Origin of the sequence: Flammeovirga sp. MY04 (genome assembly GCF_001682195.2) — a bacterium.
Taxonomy (GTDB): domain Bacteria; phylum Bacteroidota; class Bacteroidia; order Cytophagales; family Flammeovirgaceae; genus Flammeovirga; species Flammeovirga yaeyamensis.
Genome location: NZ_CP003560.2, coordinates 3,107,501 through 3,131,844, shown reverse-complemented (window position 1 = coordinate 3,131,844; position 24,344 = coordinate 3,107,501). Strand labels below are relative to the sequence as shown.

Annotated in this window: 21 protein-coding genes (1 of these 21 cut by a window edge); 19 read left to right on the top strand and 2 right to left on the bottom strand. The window is 34.6% G+C overall.

Translation table 11 applies throughout. From position 1 onward, the window contains the following. Nucleotides 1-26: 26 nt before the first annotated feature. A complete protein-coding gene (locus tag MY04_RS12600) occupies nt 27-308 on the top strand; it encodes a hypothetical protein (protein WP_066210111.1) in 282 nt (93 codons plus the stop codon). A 130-nt stretch (nt 309-438) separates the two neighbouring features. On the opposite strand, the gene MY04_RS12595 is transcribed toward MY04_RS12600, so the two are convergent. Then, nucleotides 439-2,148: a PNGase F N-terminal domain-containing protein gene (locus tag MY04_RS12595; RefSeq protein ID WP_066210110.1), complete on the bottom strand. Its 1,710-nt coding sequence runs from the start codon at nt 2,146-2,148 to the stop codon at nt 439-441. A gap of 241 nt (nt 2,149-2,389) precedes the next feature. Between MY04_RS12595 and MY04_RS12590 the strand changes: the two genes are divergently transcribed. The 3 genes from MY04_RS12590 (at nt 2,390) to MY04_RS12580 (ending at nt 5,319) form a co-directional block, all read left to right on the top strand. Further along, nucleotides 2,390-2,938 (top strand): hypothetical protein, encoded by a 549-nt coding sequence (locus MY04_RS12590; protein WP_066210109.1) that lies wholly within the window; start codon nt 2,390-2,392, stop codon nt 2,936-2,938. 188 nt (nt 2,939-3,126) lie between these two features. Beyond that, nucleotides 3,127-3,804, top strand: a complete 678-nt coding sequence (locus tag MY04_RS12585; RefSeq protein WP_066210108.1) for a family 16 glycosylhydrolase — start codon at nt 3,127-3,129, stop codon at nt 3,802-3,804. Nucleotides 3,805-3,816: 12 nt separating this feature from the next. Next, the gene (locus MY04_RS12580) at nt 3,817-5,319 is read left to right on the top strand and encodes a T9SS type A sorting domain-containing protein (protein ID WP_066210107.1); all 1,503 of its coding nucleotides are present in this window, start codon (nt 3,817-3,819) and stop codon (nt 5,317-5,319) included. An 85-nt stretch (nt 5,320-5,404) separates the two neighbouring features. Here MY04_RS12580 and MY04_RS12575 read toward each other — a convergent pair whose 3' ends face one another. After that, nucleotides 5,405-8,950 (bottom strand): glycosyl hydrolase-related protein, encoded by a 3,546-nt coding sequence (locus MY04_RS12575; protein ID WP_066210106.1) that lies wholly within the window; start codon nt 8,948-8,950, stop codon nt 5,405-5,407. A 350-nt stretch (nt 8,951-9,300) separates the two neighbouring features. Between MY04_RS12575 and MY04_RS12570 the strand changes: the two genes are divergently transcribed. The 15 genes from MY04_RS12570 to MY04_RS12500 all read left to right on the top strand — a co-directional run. Further along, nucleotides 9,301-9,942 (top strand): EcsC family protein, encoded by a 642-nt coding sequence (locus MY04_RS12570; RefSeq protein WP_066210105.1) that lies wholly within the window; start codon nt 9,301-9,303, stop codon nt 9,940-9,942. 15 nt (nt 9,943-9,957) lie between these two features. Continuing rightward, nucleotides 9,958-10,863 (top strand): alpha/beta fold hydrolase, encoded by a 906-nt coding sequence (locus MY04_RS12565; protein WP_066210104.1) that lies wholly within the window; start codon nt 9,958-9,960, stop codon nt 10,861-10,863. A 93-nt stretch (nt 10,864-10,956) separates the two neighbouring features. Continuing rightward, nucleotides 10,957-11,373 carry a hypothetical protein gene (locus MY04_RS12560; protein WP_066210103.1) on the top strand — a complete coding sequence of 139 codons (417 nt, stop codon included), beginning with the start codon at nt 10,957-10,959 and terminating at the stop codon, nt 11,371-11,373. An 83-nt stretch (nt 11,374-11,456) separates the two neighbouring features. Continuing rightward, nucleotides 11,457-13,070, top strand: coding sequence for a glutamate synthase-related protein (locus MY04_RS12555; protein ID WP_066210102.1), 1,614 nt, complete (start codon nt 11,457-11,459; stop codon nt 13,068-13,070). Continuing rightward, entirely contained in the window at nt 13,048-13,824 is a 777-nt protein-coding gene (locus tag MY04_RS12550) for a hypothetical protein (protein WP_066210101.1), read from the top strand. Before MY04_RS12555 ends, MY04_RS12550 begins: the two co-directional genes overlap by 23 nt. A gap of 177 nt (nt 13,825-14,001) precedes the next feature. Further along, nucleotides 14,002-14,424 carry a hypothetical protein gene (locus MY04_RS12545; protein ID WP_158297686.1) on the top strand — a complete coding sequence of 141 codons (423 nt, stop codon included), beginning with the start codon at nt 14,002-14,004 and terminating at the stop codon, nt 14,422-14,424. 87 nt (nt 14,425-14,511) lie between these two features. Further along, nucleotides 14,512-15,060, top strand: coding sequence for a carboxymuconolactone decarboxylase family protein (locus tag MY04_RS12540; RefSeq protein ID WP_066210099.1), 549 nt, complete (start codon nt 14,512-14,514; stop codon nt 15,058-15,060). A gap of 58 nt (nt 15,061-15,118) precedes the next feature. Further along, a complete protein-coding gene (locus MY04_RS12535) occupies nt 15,119-15,778 on the top strand; it encodes a haloacid dehalogenase type II (protein ID WP_066213257.1) in 660 nt (219 codons plus the stop codon). Nucleotides 15,779-15,800: 22 nt separating this feature from the next. Next, entirely contained in the window at nt 15,801-16,628 is an 828-nt protein-coding gene (locus MY04_RS12530) for a helix-turn-helix transcriptional regulator (RefSeq protein ID WP_205960473.1), read from the top strand. 173 nt (nt 16,629-16,801) lie between these two features. Next, a complete protein-coding gene (gene ahpC / locus MY04_RS12525) occupies nt 16,802-17,365 on the top strand; it encodes an alkyl hydroperoxide reductase subunit C (RefSeq protein WP_066210097.1) in 564 nt (187 codons plus the stop codon). Between the two features lie 310 nt (nt 17,366-17,675). Beyond that, a complete protein-coding gene (gene ahpC / locus MY04_RS12520) occupies nt 17,676-18,239 on the top strand; it encodes an alkyl hydroperoxide reductase subunit C (RefSeq protein WP_066210096.1) in 564 nt (187 codons plus the stop codon). Between the two features lie 141 nt (nt 18,240-18,380). Further along, nucleotides 18,381-19,955, top strand: coding sequence for an alkyl hydroperoxide reductase subunit F (ahpF, locus tag MY04_RS12515; RefSeq protein WP_066210095.1), 1,575 nt, complete (start codon nt 18,381-18,383; stop codon nt 19,953-19,955). Nucleotides 19,956-20,114: 159 nt separating this feature from the next. Continuing rightward, nucleotides 20,115-20,831, top strand: a complete 717-nt coding sequence (locus MY04_RS12510; RefSeq protein WP_066210094.1) for a hypothetical protein — start codon at nt 20,115-20,117, stop codon at nt 20,829-20,831. A gap of 370 nt (nt 20,832-21,201) precedes the next feature. Continuing rightward, the gene (locus MY04_RS12505) at nt 21,202-22,845 is read left to right on the top strand and encodes a hypothetical protein (RefSeq protein ID WP_066210093.1); all 1,644 of its coding nucleotides are present in this window, start codon (nt 21,202-21,204) and stop codon (nt 22,843-22,845) included. Between the two features lie 106 nt (nt 22,846-22,951). Continuing rightward, on the top strand, nt 22,952-24,344 hold the 5' portion of the coding sequence (locus tag MY04_RS12500) for a 7TM diverse intracellular signaling domain-containing protein (RefSeq protein WP_066210092.1). The gene runs 179 nt beyond the window's last position; 1,393 of the gene's 1,572 nt are visible here — the first part of the coding sequence; it begins with the start codon at nt 22,952-22,954; its stop codon lies beyond the right edge, outside the window.

The window sequence follows — 24,344 nt, the reverse complement described above, 5'->3', positions numbered from 1 at the left end:
TGCAAATCAACCATCATAAACTCTCAATGGAAACCCCAGAATTTCATATTGATCATTTGATAAAACTCCTCAAAGAACAAGAACCCCAAAGGCTAGATTTGGTTTTTCATCTCGAAAAATTGATCACTAAAAAGTGGGAGCTTCAGCCTTATATACAATTGGTATCTGATAAAAATGCGAATGAAGCTGGAGCAGAATGGCAATTCGATGAAAACATTGTTTTGGAGGATCTTCAGCAAGGAACATTAGTACTTGATGTACTCAAAGACGGAAGAATTGGAGGGATTGAGTTCCTCGATCTTATATAAAAAGAGAATGTCTCATAAAACCATGTAAAATGGATCTATGAGACATTCTTTTATAAAGATAATATGAGGTTTCAACCTCATATTATCCCCACTTCATCAACCCACGATTTCAATCGTGGGATAGCAATCCTTACTTCACTTCCCCAATCAACACCCCAGAAACACACCAAGAACTAAAGCTATAACCACCTGCAGGCTCACCTTGAGGGATCTGAACTTCAAACTGATGCGTGCCAGAAGTAATATTCAAAGGTGTTTGTACAGGGTTGGTTACTGTACCCGGGCACCATCCCGAACGGTCTAAATCAGAAGACGATTCTCCATTCCAGAAGTTACCAGAGGCAGGGTTCAACTCACGGTAAGTACCACAATCACATCTCCAAGGAGTGTAAGAATAAGCCAATTGACCATCAATTAGAATGCGGTTTTCTTTAGGGTTGAACTCATCGCCACCACCCCAGCCACCATGGCCAGTAGTGATATAGTGTAAGTGTAAATCGCTTACATTTTCAGGAATAGAAATATCCACTTTTAAACCACCTGCACCGAACATCGTAGGGTAGTTCTGACTCGCCATTTCCAAAATGTTACACGTATTGAAAATCGGTTTCACCCAATACTCTTTTCGTTCTGTGGATGGCTTATTTTCTTTCGGATAGTATTTCATTTTAAGGCTTACTTTATGACCGCCTTTATCGTAGTTACCGATAAATACGCCAATCCAAACCTCACCTTCTAAGATCGGTTCCAAGTAAGAAATACTTTGTTTATAATACGTATTGTTGGCCCAAGTTAGTCCATCCAAAACTCTTTTGTCGTTAAATTTATTGACTCCAAAAGGAGTGAAGAAACGCATCAATTCGATCGCAGGTTCAAAGTCGCCTTCAGGGATCATACCGTGGTATTCCTTGCCGTCATTATCCGTAAACTTAGGCACTGTTTTGATACCATTTTTCATAGCATCTAACATCGAAGGCTTATCTGTGTTACGAATCATGAAAACAGAACCTGTTCTATCGTAAGCATCGCCATTCGACATTTGTTCCAACTCTAAGAATACATCACAAGGAACATCGTGCTTAGGAAGTTTCACCTTCTTTAAGATCACAGTGCCACCACCAAAACGATACGTTAAGTTGTCATGGTCACCTTCTGGATTTTTGATTTCATTCCCCCAAGAAATTTGTTCATCGTCAAAAATATCAACGGTAGTTACTACACCTTGTTGTGCCTTGTATCTTAAGTTGACCACATCCAATTCCTCACCCAATTCCTCAGGCATTAATTGCATGTCTTTTGTCTCTTTTGATTTCAGCTTTTTAAACGAAGTGGCCATTTGTACTGAAGAGCCATTTCTAACGGTTTTCAATACCAAAGCATCCTTGATAAAGTAGCTTGGCGTTCCTTTAATATCCGCTTCTTTTGTGTACCATACTTCAATGGTATTCGAGAAACTGATGAACTTGATCTTATCACATTGATACCCAAGAATAGTGGTGTCGTTTTCTGTCAATTCAATTTCACCTTGTGGTGATTGATCAGAAATAGAGTGGAAACGTTTTCCTTGAATATCCGCAATCGTGTAGGTTTTATTTTTAGTATAATCCAGTACTTGATATTGAGTCACCCTTTTCAACATTTCAGATAACTCATAAGGATAAACACGTTCTACTTTAGCTAAATTGTTATGGAAAGTTAGTTCAGTTTTTCCATATTCTGTATTTGGCTTTCCATTGTAAAAAGAATGGTATTCCACAACAGCACTCAGCTCTTTTTGTTTCTTTTGCGCATAGGTCATGCTAAAAACAGATAAGAGAAAGAGAATTAAAATTGATTTCATTGGTAACGAATAGATTTAATATGAATCTTTTATTTATTTAATGTATTTATGACCCTTAAATTATTCATCAAATAGTCTATTCGAAAATAAAGATTGATAACAAGTTTAATTTTGATGGTTGTTAAATTAAATTAGTAGATTTAGAGTGATTAGAATCGTATTAAATCGGTTAGAAGATTTTAGAGTTTAAAAATCAGTAGTATATTTAAATTGATATTTTCAGATTAAACAAATCTGAAAAATGATAACTACTGAAAAGATGAAAAAAGTTTTAGAAGAATTTACAGGAACTATTGGTGTTGGTTTTTTAATAAGTTTAGGATTATTTTTTTTAACTGATAGTCAGTTTAAATATTGGAGTTCCATTGAGTCACTAATGGAAACAAAGACATGGGGTGTACTTACATCAGTTCCAATTTTAATAATTAACTATATTTTTGGTTTAATAACTATTGAATTATGCGAGTTATTTCTTCCTATTCTTTTTAATAGAAAAGAAGCACTAAAATTTAATGATAATTTTATTATTGTTTCTAAGTTGAATAATGAACTTTTAACATCACAATATAATGAGGTGAAACAAAACAAAAGAATTTTAAATGGTAGTTTTTTAGGGTTAATATTAATTTCAATAGGAGTCTTTCTTGAGGGTGATTTATTTTTGGGAGATTTAAAAGTAATAGGAATAATTGGGATGATTGGTTCGTTAATTTTGACTATAATATGTCCCTTAATTTCAATTACAATACAGAAAAAATTTAATAAGTTATTATCAGATTATCAATCTTAATTACTTAATGCTTGATACTCAAAATACCACTTTCATAATTATTCAACATTCAGTCAAGAAGAAAAAACTCCATCAATAAACGGGCGGAAAATTTTATAGAACCACCGTTTCAATCAATAATTCAAAGAGAGATAAAGAAAGTTGATTAGTATTACATCATATGAAATGCAAATCAAATACTTGAAACCATGCAAACAACTACTTTTAGAAAAGTAACTTCACTTCTACTTTTAATTGGCTTTAATGCGACAATGTTAATGGCAGATCCGCCCGACCCTCCAGCAGGTAAAGTGTGGGTTTTAAACCATGAAATGAGTGATGAATTTGATGCCAACAGTCCAAATACAGATAAATGGAGATTGTTCGATAAAGCAGAGTCTTGGGGTCGTACGGCCGCATTTGATAAACGAATTCTAGAGCCTGTAAAAGATCCAAACTCGGATAACTATTATATGAGCATGAACCCGATGTGGTATTACGAAGATGAACGTTTTCCACGTGGGAATGGAAAAGATTATCACTTCGCAGGAGGTGGTATGGATACAAAGGTTTTACAGACTTACGGTTATTTCGAAGTACGTGTTAAACCATCTGATTTCCCAATGGGATCGGGAGTGTTTATGAACTCAAGAGGAACGACATCAGACGATTGTAATACAAAATATGCAACGGAGTTGGACATTATTGAAAATATGGGATACACTGGTCCGTTTAACGAACATGGAGATGGTTCTTTCAATAATATTCAACATGTAAACTCTCACTCCAAACCATTTTCTGATGAGAACGGTTCATGTCAGCGTTTACCTTACGAAACAACAAGTAGTGGTGTGGTACCTCCAAATTTAGCAGCACCTCTAGGTTAGAATACGGTGGGTATGTGGTGGAAAGATGCCAATACAGCCATGTTCTATAACGACGACAAGTATTTTGGTACAATTACTCCTACAAGAGATTACTTCATGCCAATGCCTGTAATTATTGTTATGGAAACTTACAATTGGGGAGATGATGATGAAAAGAATGCGACTAATCCTAAACCAGAAGAGTGGATGTTCGAAGACGATTTTCGTACTAAAGCACAACGAGCAGTAATGTACGATTGGGTGAGAGTTTGGAAATTGGTTGATATTGATCAGACAGAGTTTAATTCGAATAAAGACAATATCAAAGGCTATGAAGAAAATATCACTGCTTATCCTTCGTATCAGTTTTCTACTACCTTGATTTATTCAGCATCAACAAATAGAAAAGTAACGGTGACTTTATACGATCCATCGAATACTATTTTAGCAGAAAAAACATACGATGTTGCTCAAGGTGTGAAATCATTGTTTACTGAATTTAATTTAGATGCAGAATTAGCTATCGATACAGGTTACAAAGTAGTTTATGAGATTAAAGATGGTAACTCAGTTCTAAAAACAACATCATCAACTTTTGATGTAGTAGAGAAACCGCTAGAGAAAAAATTATGGGACGATGAAATTCCAACTTCTTTAGCGCCAGGGAAAACATCTTACCCTATCAATGTAAAATACGAAGCTGATGAGCCGTGTAAAATCAATATAGAAATCAGAAAGCCTGATGGTAGTTGGTTTGGAAGTGGTAATATGAATGTTGAGGGGGGTAGTGGTGTAGCTACAATTAATGTAAGTATGCCTTCTGCAACTCCGGCTGCCGCTAATTATTTCTACAAAGTGTATATGCATCGTCAAGGATACGATTGGAAAGATCCAGAAGCGGTTTCTATTGATCCTGTCGTGTATTTTAATGTGGAAGAACCTATTGAACCAGCCATCAAATTATTAACTGTTCCTACAGAAATTGAAGGTAATGCTACAGAAGTAGAAGTAGAATTCTCTTATGGAACGTATGAGAACGGTACACTAAAAATCGAATTACGTGATAAAGACGGTAACGTGATGATCGATGAGGTGAGAACAGAACGTATTGGCCAACGAACGCTAACACGATACATCAAAATGGATGCAGATATTCCTCCATCAGACGATTATAAAATCTATATTGAGTTCACTCCAGAAAAAGGAAGCTTTGAAAAAGTAACGGATGAGATTTCAGGTATTACTGTCACAGAAAATGTAACGAGTGTGGATGAAATCAATACAAAATCGAGTGCTTTAAAAGTGTATCCTAACCCTGTTGAAGGAACGCTTAAAATGGTAATAGAACAAAGCTTAAATGATATCCAAAAGGTAGAAGTACTTAACGTAAATGGACAATTATTAAAAGTGATTTCTGCAAAAAACGGAAAATCTGTTTCCAATATCTCAGTGTCTGATTTAAAATCAGGTACTTATTTGTTGAGAGTGACGACGGGTAGTGGCGATGTGTTTACGAGTCGTTTTATCAAAAAATAGATGTCTCATCATTCCATAGAACCTTGTATCAAAAGCCCAGGGATTAATCCCTGGGCTTTGATACAAGATTTATCAATAAATACCCTTAGAAATTGATTTTCATCGTTGTAATCCCAAAGGCTTCAGTATTCACTTTTACCTTATTTTTGTCAACTTCTAATGTATCGATATCCTCTTCTAAGATAGTTGTTGTAAATGCTGATTTTACGGTTTGTTGAAAATCAATATTCACCGTTTCTTCTTGATCGCTTACGTTGTAAAAACGAATAATCAAGGCATCACTATCTTCTGCTTTTTTGATGGCAGTCACGACAATATTCTCATTATCCATAGAGATAAATTGTTGAGTAGCCTTCAAGCTTGGTTTACGAAGCGTCTGAGGTCTGAAAACTACTTCAAGTTGTTCTGAGTTCTCAATACCGTTTTGGTTATCCGTTATTCTATCGGCATCACCAGTACTCAAAGAGAATTTAAAGTTATGATTCCCCGTTTGAGGATAAGGATTACCTTCCCAGTGACAGCTGTGTCTCGATGCAAATAAGATAGGTTGAAGTGTGATTTTCTCCTTATCCAAAACATCATAATAATCGGCGGCAGCCACAGAAGAAGTGACCACTAAAGAAGAATTATCTGATTTTGCAGCGATCCAGTTTTCAATACCTCTAGGATGAATATCCTTGTTAGGAGTTGTGTAACTACCTTGTGCACTACCACCGGCAGCACCCGCAGCTTCATCTTTGCCTACTTCCAATACTCCATAAGGCACTTGATACTCCACCGTTTTCATCGAGTTGTTTACAGGGAATGCCACTCTGTATTCTCTGTACATAGTACCTTCCCAATTTTTTACATCAATTTCAAAATCAATTTTTTCTAGGGATTGATACACCCTAATTGTTTCTTCCACAACACCATCACCTAATTTGTGACGGAAAGAATAGTCCGTAAAAATATTGCCTTTATTACTTATGGTCCAGTTGATATTTTTATCCTTAAGTTGCTCGAAGTCTTCTAATGTAGGATGTTGAACTTTGACGAACTCACCTGCACCATTTCCTTCAGAAGTAAGGAAGAAAACTTCACCACCTAAGAAATTAGTGTGATCAATTAACTCTTCGTTATTCGATTTTTTGATTAAGCTTTCGATGCCTCCATTCCCCAAAGAGATGCTATAATAATCAGTCTCTATCTTTTTAATGTCAGCATCAGCGTTAGCATGATTTTCTATTCCTTCTACCACGAAATAAGAGGTATAACCTAAAGCAGGTACCTGACCAACGAAATGAACTTTGGCAGATTTTAGATAACCATTGTTGTATCTTTCCACCTCAGTTAATTGCGATTTAACCGGTTTACCATCGGCATCTATCATTGAGAAGTGCTTGATTTCATTTTCGTTAAATACTACTTCCTTTTCAATGATATTATCGTAATTCCAGTTCAAGTGGTTAAAAATAACCATTGGAATCCCTTTCTTTTTAAAGTTGATATGACCTGCAATTTGTTTTGCCTGATCCGTATTAATAGCATCAGCTACATGTAAAGCATCATTGTACTTTTCCTTAAAAACAGCATCGGTAATGTCTCCATTTTTACCACCCCAACCATGGTCAGGATAGATTTTATTTTCCCATGCTTGGTACAATTCTTTTTGTGGATAGTTGACCGAAGAGGCATCAATGAGTTGATGGAAAGCAGAAATTTTCTCTGCCCCAACCAATCTTTTATCAGCAGTTCGACTTAACAAAACAGCTTTTTGATGTGATGGTCCATGAATGTACACCCATAAATTTGGTCTTTCACCTTTGATAGTTTTAAGGTTTTCGGAGTTCGCATAAATGAGGTCCACAAACTTATCCGTCGTCATCAATTTAATTTTTGGAAGTACACATGCTTTACGATTTACTCCTGGTTGTTCAATAAACTTGATCTGATTCCAGAATGTGGTAATCGCCGTATAATCCTTTGCCGGACTCATATCCCAATCCGATAAAATAGGAATGATTGCATTTGATCTATCTTTTGAATTATAGTCCTTCGTCCACTCTAAACTCTTTTCAGCTACATGATTTGTTGCAATTTCGAGTGTTTGATTTAACCCTAGAAAATCCAATGAATAGTGATCTAATGAGAATACAATAATATCATCACCATTAGGCGCTTCCCATTTAAAAATACCTTTTTCCTGACGGCTGATCACCAATTTATTTACACCCGATTTGGCCATTATTTGAGGCATTTGCAGCGTTCTACCCGGAACATCCATATTCCAATACGTGTCGGCATTGTATCCATCCAATAACTCAGCAAGGTATTTTTTACCGTGTATAAACTGACGGGATAAAGATTCTCCTGAGTACATTTCCTCATAAGGCTGAGTATAAGAAGCACCTACAGAGATTTTTTCTTCATTTAATAACTGAACAATTTTCTCCTTACTTTCAGGGTGTCTTTCAATATACTCTTGAATCATTAAAGCATCTTCGATATCAAAACTATATTCGTCGAGTTTTAGTGCATCGTTAATAATCGGTGTAATCAACATCGTATCTCTTTCTACAATACACTTTTCAGGAGTGTCCATCCAAGCAATATCTTGATGAGAACTATTCATTAAAGCGACAGTACCCTCCGTCATATTTAATTGAGAAACTTTCACCACATTCTCCACCATTTTTGGAGCATATTTGATAGTAAACTCAGAGGTAAACGTATCTCCTTTTAGTTGATTCAGATAAGTGATATATGTATTGTCATTTGGTCGAACACTTGCATATTCATCGTTTTGACCAAATTGTCCTTCTGCAATCAAAGTATTATTTGATGATAACACTTTAAAAGTCTCTCCATTAAGTTCGTTAGTGGAGAACGGTAAATCGATAGTACCTTCAAAAGGGAGATTTTTTGATGCGATATCAAATGTTTGCCCTTTAATAATGAATTGAACCTTCTTTTGTGTATAACTTTTTGATAAAGAAACCTGTGCTTTTACTTTAGCAGCATCAGTAATAAAAGAAACTTCCCCTTTCATCTCTTTTACAGCTTTCCCGTAAATATCTGTTGGAATAGTCGTCTCTTTAAATGTCATAAACCAAGAATGAGAACCAGATTTATCACCTTCAATAGCTAAAGAAACCACATCAGACGTAATTAAGTTTTCTGGTACTTTTAAGTACATATAACCATGTGCATCTTCGTGCATATCGAGTTTTTGTACATAAAATGTAAGGCGACTTCCGTCTGTACCATCGATGTTCCAACTTGTTTTAATGTCTTGTTTAAAAGTAAACACAGATTGCCCATTTACCTTTAATGTAAATTGAGGGGCAGGTACGGCTACATCAATAGCTGCTAACCATAGGAATTCATAGAACCCATTGTTTTTGGTGACGGCTTTTGCTTCCCATTCGATCGTATCATTGGCTCGAGCAATTAAACATTTGGTATTCCCTCCAATAACCGATTGGTAGGCGAAATCTTTTCCAGAAGTACTTTTAGAATAGCCCGAATTCATTAATTGAGCATCAATGGCTATTTCGTCGAAAGAAGTTGTTGGCTTTTTCTGTGTTTGAGAAAAACCGAGTAACACAATTAAATTTAGGATGATTGTTAGGTTAATGCATTTCATCATTTAGGAATCATTATTTAGTAATTTAAAATCATTTCATTAGTTAAGCTTTTAGAATCTTTCTGATTAAGCACTTAAATATAGTGTATAAACTACCATAAATAGTTAGGGATGATTTTCTATTACATATCTTTAACGAGTACGGTGTTATAAGTTAATTTTAGGAAAAGATTCACCTAAAAAGCATCGAGCTTATTTCAGTGTTGAGAGATATGTTGCTAGTTTAATACTTGTGATTTTTTTATTATCAGTAAAGAACAATTGAATTTCTAAAGTTCGTTTAAATTTAATTTGTATTTCGTTGTTAATGAATATACTTTTAAGTAAGCAACCTTTGAAAAATAGACTAAAAAATGACAGAAAAGAAGAAAGTAAGTTCAGGAATGATCATGAAAGTGATGGATTATGGGTATGAAAAAGCAGTGAATGGTTTTTCTGGATTTGACTCCGCCGAAGAAATGGCCCGAGACTATATGGACAACGGAAAAGATTTAGTGACCAATGCAAACTCTTTGATCCGATGGCAAATATCTAAAGCAGGAACAAGTGGTTTTTTAACAAGTTTAGGTGGATTAATCACATTACCTGTTGCTATTCCTGCAAACGTGGCAAGTGTTATTTATGTTCAGATTAGAATGATTGCGGCAATTGCACATATGGGAGGTTTTGATTTAAGAGACGATAAAGTTAAAACATTAGTTTATCTATGCATGGCAGGAAATGGTGCAAAAGATATTCTCAAAGATATTGGTATAGTGATTGGCAAAAAAGTAACTACCAATATGATTAATAGTATATCAGAAAAAACTATTGTGGCCATTAATCAGAAAGTAGGTTTTAAGCTAGTAACTAAGTTTGGTGAAAAAGGAGCAATAAATTTGGGTAAAGCTATTCCTTTGGTAGGAGGAATTATTGGAGGAACTTTCGATAGTGTTTCTACAAATGCAATTGGCAATGTAGCAAGGAAAACGTTTATTGAATCGGGAGAGGAGTAGAATAGAACTAACAACATGCAAACTAACTATCTTAAAGTCTCATCAATCCATACTTTATATTACGAAGATCTTGGTAACAGAAATGCTATTCCAATAATATATCTTCATGGAGGGCCAGGTGCAGGATTTACCGAAATGGATAAACGTTTCTTCGATTTCGATCAGCATAGAGTCATATTTTATGATCAGAGAGGAAGTGCAAGAAGTAAACCCTTCGGTTGTATTGAAGAAAATACGACAGACGACCTAGTAGAAGATATTCATCTATTGATGGATCATTTGGAAATAGAAAAAGCCATTCTTTTTGGAGCCTCTTGGGGGACTACTTTAGCCACCGTTTTTGCGATTCGATATCCTAATAAAGTAGATCGTTTGATATTGCGAGCTTTTTTTGCTGGCAACCAGAAAGCAATTAGTCATTATGTCAATGGTGGTTTATCAGAAAGTTATGCGAAGGAATGGGAACGTTTTATTCGATTGGTTCCAAAGGAATATCATCAAGAAGTACCCAATTATTATTTATCTAAATTGGTTGAGGGCTCAGAAGAAGAACAAGACATTTTTGCTTACGAATGGGTTCGATACGAAATTTCTGTGTTCAAAAAAGGGATTAGTGAACAGGAGATAGATCCGATTATTAAGAGTTTTCCTTATCAAAGTTTTGCTAGAATGGGTGCTCATTATTTATCGAATAACTGCTTTTTAGAGGAGGATTATATTTTACATCAAATAGATCGGTTGGAAAATATTCCTATTACATTAATTCATGGAGAGGAAGATGCGATTTGTCCTATGGCATTAGCAAAGGAATATGTACATCACCTTAAAAATGTAACCCCTTATTTTGTGGAAGGAGGACATTCTGATAGTGAACCAAACATCGAAAACAAAATCATAGAAGTCTTGAAAGAGATTGTTTAGCTCTATGTTACCATTACGCATTTAATCTTTGGATTTGATGTATTACATATTTATTTTTAATGAACTAAAATTCTTCAACTAACGTTTTTAACTATGCTCGAAAAATTAAAGAAAAGCTTACCAACAATCATCATCGTCTCTTTAATCGGATTAGTGGCCACTTGTAACATTATGGTTCGTGATAGTGACAAAAAGGAATGGACCAACAATCCAAAACCCGGATATTATTATGTATTTGATGACTTTCCAATGGAAAATGAAGAATCCATCATGAAGATTAAAGAAGTGAAAGATCAGGCAGTTATTTTTTATCTTCCAAAAATGAAAACAATCGGAAGCTATAAATTAGATCAAACAGACTCTAAAGTGAAAGATCTGGATAAGCAAGGAATGATGTATGGATCTGAAACGATAACTATTGATAAAGTAGATCTTCTTCAAATGGTAGAAGATGATACTTTCTCGGGACATATGAATCACAAGCCAAGAGTGACTAACGTATTTTTATAGGTCAATTGATTGTAATTGATGTGTTTAATCAAATTATTTGATTAACTTATTGAACAATCATTACAATTAATTTATACCCAAGTATGGCCCAAAAACAACTCATTCCTTTCGATCAACTTTCTGATCGAGAACCTCATTATGCTATTTTAAATGGACTAGATCTCGTCGTTGTGAAATACGATGATAATGTTTCTGTATTGTATGGTAGATGCTTGCATAGAGGAGCACTTATGTCAGATGGATTTGTACAGGGCGATAATCTTATTTGTGGAGTTCACAATTGGGATTACCGCATAGATACTGGAGTTTCTGAGTACAATAATGCGGAAGCTTTGCACAAGTTTACTTCAGAAGTGATCGATGGATTTGTTTGTGTAGAAGAAGACCAAGTAAATGCGTTCTTAAAGGAGCATCCTCAACCGTTTAATCGGGAGGAGTATCAAGGTTTGTATATGGATACGCATCCTGAAGAAACCGAGCCATATACTTCTTATATCAAGGAGTTATCAAAAAATGGATTGAAAAATTATGGTCACCATGGCCCATCAACAAGTATGGGTGTGGATAGAAATAAGCTTCCTAAATGGGAGGACATTCAATTTCTTCCTGCACAGTTATCCATACGTCCTTTATTAGATCACGAAGAAGTATCAACGGAAGTTATCATCGGAAAAAATGCGAAAAAGCCATTGAAGTTGGATCTTCCAATGTTTGTTTCTGATATGAGTTTCGGTGCACTTTCTTATGAAGCAAAAGTGGCCTTATCCAAAGGAGCAGAGATGGCAGGGACAGGCATTTGTTCCGGTGAAGGAGGAATGTTACCCGATGAGCAAGCGAACAATACGAAATATTTTTATGAGCTGGCTTCAGGGAAATTCGGCTTCTCTTGGGGGAAAGTGAAGAAAGCACAGGCCTTTCATTTTAAAGGGGGGCAAGGAGCAAAAACAGGAACAGGGGGACACCTTCCGGGGAATAAAGTCACAAAAGAAATTGCAGAAGTTCGAGGTTTGAATGAGGGAGAAACAGCCATTTCTCCAGCAGCATTTCCAGATTTATTTACAGCGGAAGACTTTAAAAAGTTTGCCGATGAGGTGAGAGAAAAAACAGATGGAATCCCTATAGGTTTTAAGATTGCAGCAAGCCGCATTGAGGAAGATATTGAGTTTGCTTTAAAGGTTGGCGTAGATTATATCATATTAGATGGAAGAGGAGGAGGAACAGGTTCGGCCCCATCTATTTTGAGAGATAACATTAATGTACCGACCATTCCCGCATTGGTTAGAGCAAAGCGTTTCTTGGAAAAAGTAGGGAGAACTGATGTTACATTGGTCATTACTGGTGGATTAAGAGTGCCCGAAGATTTTGCTAAAGCGATGATGTTAGGAGCAGATGCTATTGCGGTTTCTAACTCAGCTTTACAAGCTATCGGATGTTTAGGAATGAGGGCTTGTGGCACAAATAACTGTCCTGTCGGAATTGCCACTCAAAAAGAAAATCTCAGAAGTAGATTATTAATTGATAAATCAGCCAAACAATTGGCGACTTTCTTCCAATCAAGTACCGACTTGATGAAAGTGGTGGCAAGAAGTTGTGGACATGCTTCATTCCAGGAATTCAACTTTTCAGATTTATCGACCATATCATACGAAATGCACCAATTAACCGGAATCAGATATGCAGGTATACAATATTCTTGATCAACACATCCATCAACTTTGTCAGGTTATCGCAAAGTTTAATCGAGCTTTTGTCCCTAAAAAGGCAGACGATAGTCATACCAACCTTCAATTTGATATTGTGGGAGAACGTGTCGTTGGTCGTTGGGTAACAATAGAAAAAGGTAAAGTGATCATGGGTTTCCATGTTCCTTCTCAGACGTTCCATTTATATTCTGAGAATTGGAGTTCTTTATTTTCGTTAGAAACGATAGGTAAGACACAAGTAGAAATCGAAAATGCTTGGGAAACCACCTTGAAGGAATGGAACCTCAGTTTTTCAGAGTTCATTGCCCCACTGCATTATGAAATTCCAGTGTATGATTTTTTATCCACTCCTTATACAAAGTTCAATCAGAATGATATGTATTTATGGATGACCTATCGTGCTTTGGCCTCAGAAATCTGTTATGATGTATTGAATCACTTACAAGTAGAGGGAGAGATTCGTATTTGGCCACATCACTTTGATACCGGAATTTATGTTGAGGCAACGCCCAATGTTGGTGTAGGTTTTGGCCTCGCAATGAAAGACAGTATTCTCGAAGCCCCTTATTTCTATTATTCCGCCTATGGATTGAATGGACATAGCATTGATTACACCCAATTATCATCACTTAGTATGGGCGAGTGGATTGTACAAGAACAATGGAAAGGGGCGGTGATTGGTATTGATCATACAACGAGGAATACGTTGCATCAGTTTATAAAGGAGGTGACGGAAGAGTATATTTAGTATACATCAATTTATAGATAAAAGACATTCGAAAGGATGTCTTTTTTAGTTTTTAGCAATAAAAAAGTATAATAATTGAGATATGAATAAAAGTCCATATCCTTGAACTTTTTGTCCATTTACTTCTTTTTTTCATCCCCCATATTTGTAACATCAAAAAACAAAAACAATATGATGATGAAAAAGATAGAAAAAATTACAACAGCATTTATAGCATTATTTTTATTCCTTCCAGGGTTAGAAAAATTCACAGATAAATTCTCATATAATTTTGCTACTCAAATTAAGATGGCTCAACTACCATTTCCTAAATTATCATTCGTTGTTGGACAAACGAGTGAGTTAGTGGTAGGATTTTTAGCCATCATCTTATTATTCTTTTACAATAAAATGAAGCCTGAGATTCGACAAAGATTGTTTTACTTCGTCAATATTATGGTCTTCCCAATTATGTTAGTGGCTTTATATGTGCATGCAGTTCCCGAAGTTCCAACAGAAGTTTTACCATTTGAATTTAGACCACCAGTATTAGCACTGTTACTATTATTATCAGCATCTATCAATCTTAAGGTGCATAACAGAAAAGAAGTAAAAGCATAAATCAATATCAATTAGTAATAAATTAATCGGACTCCATTTTGAAAATTTTGGAGACTCTAAATCATACATTCAAAATAAAAAAAGATCATGAAAAATTTCACAATTCACACCATCGAAACAGCTCCTGAAAAAAGTAAATCAGAATTAGAAGCAAAGAAAAAAGCATATGGTTACTTACCTAATTTAACAGCTACATTAGCCGAGTCGCCTCAATTATTACATGCTTATAATGAATTGCACAACTTATTTACACAATCGTCATTCGATAAAGATGAATTAACGGTAGTGTGGCAAACGCTTAATGTTGAAAACAATTGTCATTATTGTGTACCTGCACATACAGCAATAGCACATTCTATGAAAGTTGATCCAGCAATTACTGATGCTTTAAGGAATCAAACACCACTACCAACTGATAAATTAGAAGCATTAAGAGTATTTACTTTGGCAATGACTAGAGAAAGAGGATTTGTAAGTGATGCGACTTTAGAGGCTTTTTATAATGCGGGTTATACACAGAGAAGTGTATTAGATGTCATCTTAGGAATGGCTCAAAAAACAATTAGTAATTACACAAATCACGTAGCTAAAACACCATTAGACAAAGTTTTCGAACCATTTAAGTGGGAGAAATAATTGTTTTTGTTTTATTGGGATGGTATTCATTTATCATCCCTTTTTTAATCCATTTATTATGACATTAACATTCGACATATACGGAACATTAATAAACACATCAGGAGTTTTTGATTCTTTACAAAAACTGATAGGTGAAAAGGCGGAGGGGTTTAATCAACTTTGGAGAATGAAACAGTTGGAATACTCTTTCCGAAGAGCAGCCATGAACAATTATGTAGATTTCTCAGTATGTACAAAACAAGCTTTAGAGTATGCTTGCTTATTTTATAAAGTAGATTTGGAAGAACATCAAAAAACTGCTTTGATGGAAGAGTATAAAGTTTTACCTGCTTTTGATGATGTAAAAAAGAATCTGGAGAGATTAAGATCTGAAGGACATCAGTTGTATGCTTTTTCTAATGGAAGTAAAGAAGCGATCAAAGGATTATTGATAAACGCGGGATTAGTAGATCATTTTGATGGAATGATAAGTGTAGAAGAAAAGCAGGTTTTTAAACCATCTCCTACTGTTTATCAATATGTGTTAGAGGTGACTTCTTCAGTAAAAGAGTTCACCTATTTGATCTCGAGTAATCCATTTGATGTGTTAGGAGCGAAAGCTTTTGGTTTGCAATCTATTTGGGTTCAGCGATCTAAAGAAAGTATTTTAGACCCTTGGGAATATCAACCCAATCGTATTATTTCAACGTTATCGGATTTAACTTTTACAAAATGATGGGTATATTCCCATTATGAAAATGGACGGAACAATAAAATTTGAATACAATGGAAGAACTTTGATAGAAAAGGCGATTATCAAAGTTCCATTTACTAAAGAAAGAGTGTTTCAAAATGAAGGTTGTTTCATATATATGAAAGATGCTTCTATTAAATTACATTCTCCTCAAGACAATTTGGAGGTGAAGAAAAAAGAAGCTGTACTATTAAAATGCGATACTTATTTCTTAGAGTTTTTAGGAGAACAAAATCAAGGTACAGTTGAAGTGATTGCTGTTCATTTATATCCAGAATTACTCAAGAAGTTATATATAAATGAGCTACCTAAAATTATCGAAAAAACGGTATCTAATCCTCCAACAAAATTGATAGAAGATGAAACTATTATTTCAAGGTTTATCGATTCATTAGATTTTTATTTTACTAATCCATCACTGGTTAATGAGGATTTATTAGAATTAAAGATCAAGGAATTGATTTTACTATTGATACAGACGAATAATGTGACATCTGTTCTAGAATTGATTCATGATTTATACTCTCCTCGAACAGTACAACTAAAAAATGTGATTGAGTTACATACTTTTTCTAATCTTACTTTAGAAGAATTAGCCAAACTTTGTCATTTAAGCTTGTCATCTTTTAAAAGGGAGTTCCAAAAAGTATTTAATGAAACACCATCAAAATATTTTACTACCCAAAGAATCAATAAAGCAAAAGAGTTATTAAGTAAAACCGATTTACCCATCAATGAAATAGCCTACGAAATTGGTTATAATGATCCTTTATATTTTACGAGGATATTTAAAAAAAGGGAAGGGGTTTCTCCATCGCAGTTTAGAAACTAAATTTTATTCTCATTATCTAGAACAGTATCAAATAGTTAATGTAGTAAGGATTCAGCACTATAAATTCTCACTATAGGGGTATAAACATTATCAATTTGATTTATCTGGAGGCCCACCGTAAGTTTGTGACATCAAAATCGAATTAAAACATATCAATCATAAAAAATTAAACTATGTCACAAATCGGAAAACAAATCGTAGACTTTAAAGTACAATCTTTTAACAATAACGAATTCCAAACAGTAACTAAAGAAGACGTTTTAGGTAAATGGTCTATCTTCTTCTTTTACCCTGCTGACTTCACTTTCGTTTGTCCTACAGAGTTGGAAGATTTAGCTAACCTTTACGAAGAGTTTAAAGCTACAGGTACAGAAGTATATTCAGTATCTACAGATACTCACTTCGTTCACAAAGCGTGGCATGATACTTCAGAAACTATCAAGAAAATCAACTACCCAATGTTGGCAGATCCAACAGGAGTTCTTTCAAGAGGTTTCGACGTAATGATCGAAGAAGATGGTTTAGCTGAAAGAGGTACATTCATCGTGAACCCAGAAGGTGAAATCGTTTCTTACGAAGTAGTAGCAGGTAACGTTGGTAGAAATGCTGAGGAGTTACTAAGAAAATTAAAAGCTTTACAGTTTGTTGCTGAAAACCCTGCAGAAGTTTGCCCTGCAAAGTGGAAAGAAGGTAACGAAACTTTAAAACCTAGCATCGATTTAGTAGGTTTAATCTAGTCGATCAAAATTTACACACAAACTTAAGCACTCTTTTTCGAAGGGTGCTTTTTTTCGTTTAAAGCAGATCGTGGAAGGGGGGCGTATGCGATACGCCCGTACACCATTGCATGGGTTTATCGCATAAACCCGTTCATTGCCGGGCCCAAATGAAACATTATTGGATAAAGATATATAGATTATAATCAAATCTTATATCGATATAAATTTTATCACTTTGACTTATAATGATATTCGCCGTAAGTTTGTATCATCAATAATTCGAAAGGGAATTAAAATTTAAAAAACATAAAACAAAAATATATATACTATGTCACAAATCGGAAAACAAATCGTAGACTTCAAAGTACAATCTTTCAACAACAACGAATTTCAAACAGTAACTAAAGAAGATGTATTAGGCAAATGGTCAATCTTCTTCTTCTACCCAGCAGACTTTACTTTTGTTTGTCCAACTGAATTGGAAGACTTAGCCAACTTATACGAAGAGTTTAAAGCAACAAACACAGAGATTTTCTCAGTATCTACAGATACACACTTTGTTCACAAAGCATGGCACGATACTTCAGAAACAATCAAGAAAATCAACTACCCAATGTTGGCAGATCCAACAGGAGTTCTTTCAAGAGGTTTTGATGTAATGATCGAGGAAGACGGAATGGCTGAAAGAGGTACATTCATCGTGAATCCAGAAGGTGAGATCGTTTCTTACGAAGTAGTAGCAGGTAACGTTGGTAGAAATGCTGAGGAGTTACTAAGAAAATTAAAAGCGTTACAGTTTGTAGCAGAGAATCCAGCTGAGGTTTGTCCTGCAAAATGGAAAGAAGGTAACGAGACATTAAAACCAAGCATCGATTTAGTTGGTTTGATCTAATCCAAAAATATACAACTTAATCTTATCGTAGGGACGTTATAATGTAACGTTCCTACATAAGATGAATTTACACCCTTACTTTAAAAGAATTAAATCTACTTTTATTAACCATTATCTAAAATATTTATAATCGATATTATCATGTTAGAACAAGCATTAAAAACACAAGTAACTACGTTTTTCGGTCATCTTAAAAGTCAATATACATTCGAAGTTACAGTAGCAGATACACATCCAAGTAAGAACGATATGGTTTCTTTAATGGAGGACGTAGCAAGCTGTTCGGATAAGGTAACGCTAAATGTACAATCTGGAGAGGGATTGTCGATGAATATTGTAAAGGATGGAGTGCCATCAAATATTACTTTTAGAGCGGTACCGACAGGACATGAGTTTACAACATTGTTGTTGGCTGTGCTTAACATGGAAGGTATTGGTAAAAATCTACCAGATCAAGCGATCATCAATAAGATCAAAAGCATTAGCGAGAAGGTAGAGATCAGTAGTTATATTTCATTGTCTTGTACAAACTGCCCAGAAGTAGTACAAGCACTGAATGTAATGTCGATGAACAACCCAAATATTACACATCAAATTATAGATGGCGGAATTAATCAAGAAGAAGTAGAGCAATTGGGTATTCAAGCAGTACCTACTGTTTTAGTGAATGGAGAGCAATTCCACGTTGGTAGATCTTCTTTAGGAGAGTTACTAGGAAAATTAGAGGAGTTAGTAGAAACATCAACAGAAAACATCGAAGCAATAGAGAAAGAATATGATGTTGTTGTTGTAGGTGGTGGACCTGCCGGTGTATCTTCTGCGGTGTATTCTGCTAGAAAAGGATTTAAAGTAGCAGTGGTTGCTGGTACTATTGGTGGTCAGGTGAAAGAAACTGTAGGTATCGAAAATATGATCTCGATTACAAAAACTACTGGTGCAGAATTGACAGCCAATCTGTACAATCACTTAAAAGATTACCCTATTGATATCTTGGAGAACAGATGGGTAGAAAATGTAGAAGTGGTAGATGGTTACAAGAAAATCACTACTTCTATGAACGAAGTCATTACTGCTCCTGCATTAGTTATTGCGACGGGTGCTAGTTGGAGAAAATTAGGTGTACCTGGCGAAACAGAATACATCGGATCTGGTGTGGCTTTCTGTACGCACTGTGATGCTCCTTACTTTAAAGGTAAAAAAGTGGTTGTTGTCGGAGGCGGTAACTCTGGTTTAGAGGCGGCGATTGATTTATCAAGCATCGCATCAGAAGTGACAGTTTTGGAGTTCATGGATACGTTGAAAGGTGATCAAGTACTTCAAGATAAGGTAAATGAATTACCTAATGTAAACATAATCACTAACGCGGCAACAAAAGAAGTAATCGGTGATGGTAAGCAAGTAACCGCATTGCAGTATCAAGACCGAGTATCAGAAGAAATTAAGTCAATCACTACAGATGGTGTATTCGTACAAATCGGATTAAAAGCCAATAGTGATGCTTTCAAAGATATCGTAGAGACCAATAGAATGGGTGAAATCGAAATCGATGCACACAACAGAACATCTCAAGCAGGAGTTTATGCAGCAGGTGATGTTTCTATTGTTCCTTACAAACAAATTGTAATTGCGATGGGCGAAGGTTCCAAAGCAGCTTTATCAGCTTTTGAAGACAAGATTAAAAATAAATTGATGTCCACAGAGGCATCATTAGCATAATTAGTTTTACTCATAAAACATAGGTTTAATTCACGATATAAAAGCCAATAGTATTTTACTGTTGGCTTTTATTTTTATGCTTTAGTTTTTTTTGCTTTGATTGTTCATCATCACCATAATAATTCGCTTTCTTTGTATCAAATTAGAAACGTATTAATTATGTATAAGCTGCAAAGAATAGATGGGGACCATGCAATTTTGGTTTCTGCTGATGAAAATGTTCCATTATTGAATCATTCTGGCGACCCAATTTTACCGGTAGCCGAAGACGTAGCAAAAATGTTACTGAACGACTTTAGGAAAGGGGACATGTACGATGAAGACGAAAACTTTATTCCTCAACGCAGTTATATCTATTGTAACTTAAGTTCTCTTACAGCTTTAAAATTAGAAGACGAAGAAGAGTACGAGTTAGATGTTACTGAGGTAATGCAATGGGATAGAGCTTTCAGATTACAAGCAGACGGAGGAGAAGAGTATGCAGCAGTAAAAGCCGTTCGCGACTTTTTCGGAGAAGATTATATCAATCTACCACTTAATTATGCAGAAAGCGTGGAGGAAATGAATGATGAGGATAAACTTCCTGATCATATTGCTCAACGAATTCAAGATTTAGTCAACGATTTCAACCTGAAAGAAACCATGGCTGTTGATATGTTATTGGAGCATTTCCAAATGACAAGTGTGGCTTTAGTGGTACTTTGGGTGAAACAAAAAATTAGCACTTCCGATTTTGTCTACGCAATGGTATTACTCACAGGATACTTTGATGCAGGAACTTCATTAGAGGACATAAAGACAGTAAAGTGGGTAAACAATATGGTTAAGAAGATGGAGCGTTTTGGTCAGTATCTCGCTTCTGAAGAAATATATTAATTTTGATAATTTATGAAAAAACCTTAGTGTTTTCATCATTATCACTTCTACCCGTAACATAAGTTGCGGGTATTTTTTTGTCATTTTTTTGATGAACACTTTCTATATCTTCATATTTGAATACTTATGTAATGCAATACCCAAAAACGTAGAATACCTCTACTTTTTATCAAATAATAAGTTGATTACTGATAAATAGGCATGTAATGTTATTGTATATGTATCAATAATTTCATCAAAATTAAAGCATACTCAAACTTATAATCACTTTTAGAATCTCTATAGAAATATCATTTGATGTTGATTTATCGTTACGGAAAATTAAGGACTTACTAAAACACCCAGAACCAAATAATTAACGAATGATACTATGAAATCCATCTTCATCTTTTTATTCTCTCTACTGTTAGTATCTTTTGCTAAAGCGCAATCGCATACTTATCATCAAAACATTACCAATTTTACTAATGATAATATTACGTCAGATTATACTTCTTCCACAGCAGTATCTGATATCACTTATACGGCCTCTACTTCTCAAACCTTAACTGTATCAAATGGAGCAACCGTAATTTTAGATATTGGTGGAAATACATTGAATCTTAGAGGAGCGGTAGAAAATAATGCAAATTATAACGCGGTAGAAATATACGTAGCCGCTGGTTCCACATTAAAAATAATTGGAAATGTTGATATAGGAGAAGATACGGATTTAGATATTTTTGGGACTTTTATTGTCACTGGAAATTGGACCAACGATGGCAGGGGACCTGGTGATGGAGGAGATCTTGATTTAAATGTTGGAGAAAACGGCATGTTCGCTGTTGGTGGTAATGCAAGTTTCGATTATTCAACTTATGATGGAGGTACGTATCCTCAGAATATTTTTATTGGAGGTTCTTTAACTACTGTTGGAGCTCCAGGCGACTTTAGTTCGGTAAATGTTGGGGTTTCTCCTTTCGGAACTGCTTCTTTGGATTTGGCAGATTCGAATATCAATATTGATTTGTGGCAGAATACGACCGTTAATGACGAAAAGTTGAATACTAATGAAATATCATCTACTCCTTTAATGAATGTAGTGATAAATTCTGCCAATGGTTGGGGAAATAAATTTCTTAAAGTGACTTGTACCGATTTTAATCAGAATGAGATCATAATTCCAGATCAAACTGGTAATCCTATAACCGACATAGCCCAGCTTCAAACCTTACTTAGAGGTATAAAATGGCAAGTATTGGACAATACGGTAAAAGATAAATTAGTTACCTATCATAAAAATAATGATGGAAAGACGGATCATATAAATTCAAATGAAAGAGGTACAATGATGGAGTACCTTTCTAAAAGCCGAGTACTAAAAATTTCTTTTGTTGATAACATTACGGACACAACTACCGTATATACAAATTCATCAAGCAGAATGTCTTCGATTCAAACGGTTGAGGATATTAATATTGATAATGATTTGGGTGACTTACCCATTGAGTTAATATTTTTTGAGGCAAGATTACAATATCAGAAAGTAATTTTTAATTGGGCAAGTGCTATGGAAATAAACAATGACTATTACGCTATCGAACAATCATATGATGGAAGAAGTTGGAATGAAGTAAGTAAGATCTCTTCAAAACAATCAAACAGTAATTTTAGATTAGATTATACTTATTCTATTGACTTCAACGGAAATGATACTTTTTACAGATTAAAACAAGTAGATTTCGATGGTACCACCGAATATTTTGAACATATTTTTATTAAAGGAGGGAATAATCATCTGAAATTATACCCGACAAAACTTCAGAAAGGAAATAAATTGAAAGTTGAGGCTATAGGCCGTAATACTATGTTTTTATATACTTTAGAGGGGAAAATTATATATCAATATCAATGGACTAAAGACGACGTGGGATTAGAATTAATAGAATTCCCAACAACTATACCTACAGGTCAGTATATAGTTGTTTTAAAAAATGATTTATTGAATTTTCATCAACAAATTGTACTATACTAATATTTTATCTTTGTTGGTAAAGAAATTGTAAATCAAATTACATCACACTAACATCAATAATGTGTTCTTGTAACACACGATTAAATTATAAAACGGTTAAACTTCTATGCGTTTACGCACTTTATTCTTCTTTGCTACTTTACTTCTAATTTTTGATACTTACGCTACGGATAAACTTAAATTAGAACTTTCTTATGCTGTCGATCTTAATGATGAATATTCATTTGATAAAAGATCGAATATACCCTTCCAAGATATATCATTGGATTATCTCAACATTGGGTATAATGTTCATCCTGTTTGGATGAAGGTAAAAGTGTATTCCAATTCCGAAATGCCAAATCAGTTTTTCAAGATAGAAAAAACACTGACGGATAGCCTCTCTTTTTATAAACAAGAGGAAGGAGTTTGGTACAAACAATTGGTGGGAATAAAAGTAGAAAATTCAGATACTCATCCGTCTGGCTATTATTTGCCAGTACAGCTACAAAAGGGGGAAAATGTCTTTTTCCTCAAGATAAAATCCAATTTTAGTCATCTATACGAGCTTTCTATTACAAATAGAGGACAATTAGAAAAAGGGGATTACTATCAGAATATAAAACATGGCTTATTATTGGGCCTATTTTTAGTAATCGTACTCTACAATTTATTTTTAGGTATTAACCTGAAAGATTCCATGTATGCTTATTATGCTTTGCATGGTTTAATTATCATGTTTAGTCTTCTATCATTAGAAGGTTTTTTCAGTCAGAAATTCATGAATGTATCAAGTAGTTATATCTATTTGATCATTACCCTAAATATTTGTCTTGCAAGCGTAGTGTCTTGTTGGTTTTGTATCAAATTCTTAAACTTAAAAAAGACCAACCGCCTTTTCTATCATATTATGATTGCCCTAATGGGGGTTGACCTAATATCATTCCTAAGTATTTTCGTACTTCAACAAATGGGTTATCAGATTACCTATTATACTTTAACCACTGTAACAACAGTATATTGTGTTTTTGCTTTTATGACTGGAGTAATTTCCTATAGAAAAGGAAATAAAGTAGCCAAATTCTATCTAATGGGTTGGACGGTTTATTTTTTAGGTATCATAAGTCAGGCATTTGTTTTATATGGTATCTTAGACCCGACATATTTCAACAAGAACTTTTACATTATTGCTATTATTTCTGAAGTCCTTTTGATGTCGTTTGCCCTAGCTGATCGATATAAGAAAATACGTAAAGATCAGAAATCGTTAGAACACACTTTGGCTAACAAACAAGATAACCTTGATGTCGTTTTATTGGATAACATTCGTAGACAAACTGTCCAAGATAAATTGATAGAACAATTAAAAGAGATTACTAAATCAGACGATATAGAAAAAGGAGTTAGATCTTTAATTCTGGATTTATCTCAACAAAAAAATACGGATGTGAAGCAATTACATTTTCAGGAAAACATTGAAGAAGTGGATGTGCAATTTTTAAAACGATTAAAACAATTGC

Coding starts and splice junctions, on each gene's coding strand:
- MY04_RS12600 (WP_066210111.1), top strand. CDS start 27: ATGGAAACCCCAGAATTTCATATTGATCATTTGATAAAACTCCTCAAA.
- MY04_RS12595 (WP_066210110.1), bottom strand. CDS start 2,148: ATGAAATCAATTTTAATTCTCTTTCTCTTATCTGTTTTTAGCATGACC.
- MY04_RS12590 (WP_066210109.1), top strand. CDS start 2,390: ATGATAACTACTGAAAAGATGAAAAAAGTTTTAGAAGAATTTACAGGA.
- MY04_RS12585 (WP_066210108.1), top strand. CDS start 3,127: ATGCAAACAACTACTTTTAGAAAAGTAACTTCACTTCTACTTTTAATT.
- MY04_RS12580 (WP_066210107.1), top strand. CDS start 3,817: ATGTGGTGGAAAGATGCCAATACAGCCATGTTCTATAACGACGACAAG.
- MY04_RS12575 (WP_066210106.1), bottom strand. CDS start 8,950: ATGATGAAATGCATTAACCTAACAATCATCCTAAATTTAATTGTGTTA.
- MY04_RS12570 (WP_066210105.1), top strand. CDS start 9,301: ATGACAGAAAAGAAGAAAGTAAGTTCAGGAATGATCATGAAAGTGATG.
- MY04_RS12565 (WP_066210104.1), top strand. CDS start 9,958: ATGCAAACTAACTATCTTAAAGTCTCATCAATCCATACTTTATATTAC.
- MY04_RS12560 (WP_066210103.1), top strand. CDS start 10,957: ATGCTCGAAAAATTAAAGAAAAGCTTACCAACAATCATCATCGTCTCT.
- MY04_RS12555 (WP_066210102.1), top strand. CDS start 11,457: ATGGCCCAAAAACAACTCATTCCTTTCGATCAACTTTCTGATCGAGAA.
- MY04_RS12550 (WP_066210101.1), top strand. CDS start 13,048: ATGCAGGTATACAATATTCTTGATCAACACATCCATCAACTTTGTCAG.
- MY04_RS12545 (WP_158297686.1), top strand. CDS start 14,002: ATGAAAAAGATAGAAAAAATTACAACAGCATTTATAGCATTATTTTTA.
- MY04_RS12540 (WP_066210099.1), top strand. CDS start 14,512: ATGAAAAATTTCACAATTCACACCATCGAAACAGCTCCTGAAAAAAGT.
- MY04_RS12535 (WP_066213257.1), top strand. CDS start 15,119: ATGACATTAACATTCGACATATACGGAACATTAATAAACACATCAGGA.
- MY04_RS12530 (WP_205960473.1), top strand. CDS start 15,801: ATGGACGGAACAATAAAATTTGAATACAATGGAAGAACTTTGATAGAA.
- ahpC (WP_066210097.1), top strand. CDS start 16,802: ATGTCACAAATCGGAAAACAAATCGTAGACTTTAAAGTACAATCTTTT.
- ahpC (WP_066210096.1), top strand. CDS start 17,676: ATGTCACAAATCGGAAAACAAATCGTAGACTTCAAAGTACAATCTTTC.
- ahpF (WP_066210095.1), top strand. CDS start 18,381: ATGTTAGAACAAGCATTAAAAACACAAGTAACTACGTTTTTCGGTCAT.
- MY04_RS12510 (WP_066210094.1), top strand. CDS start 20,115: ATGTATAAGCTGCAAAGAATAGATGGGGACCATGCAATTTTGGTTTCT.
- MY04_RS12505 (WP_066210093.1), top strand. CDS start 21,202: ATGAAATCCATCTTCATCTTTTTATTCTCTCTACTGTTAGTATCTTTT.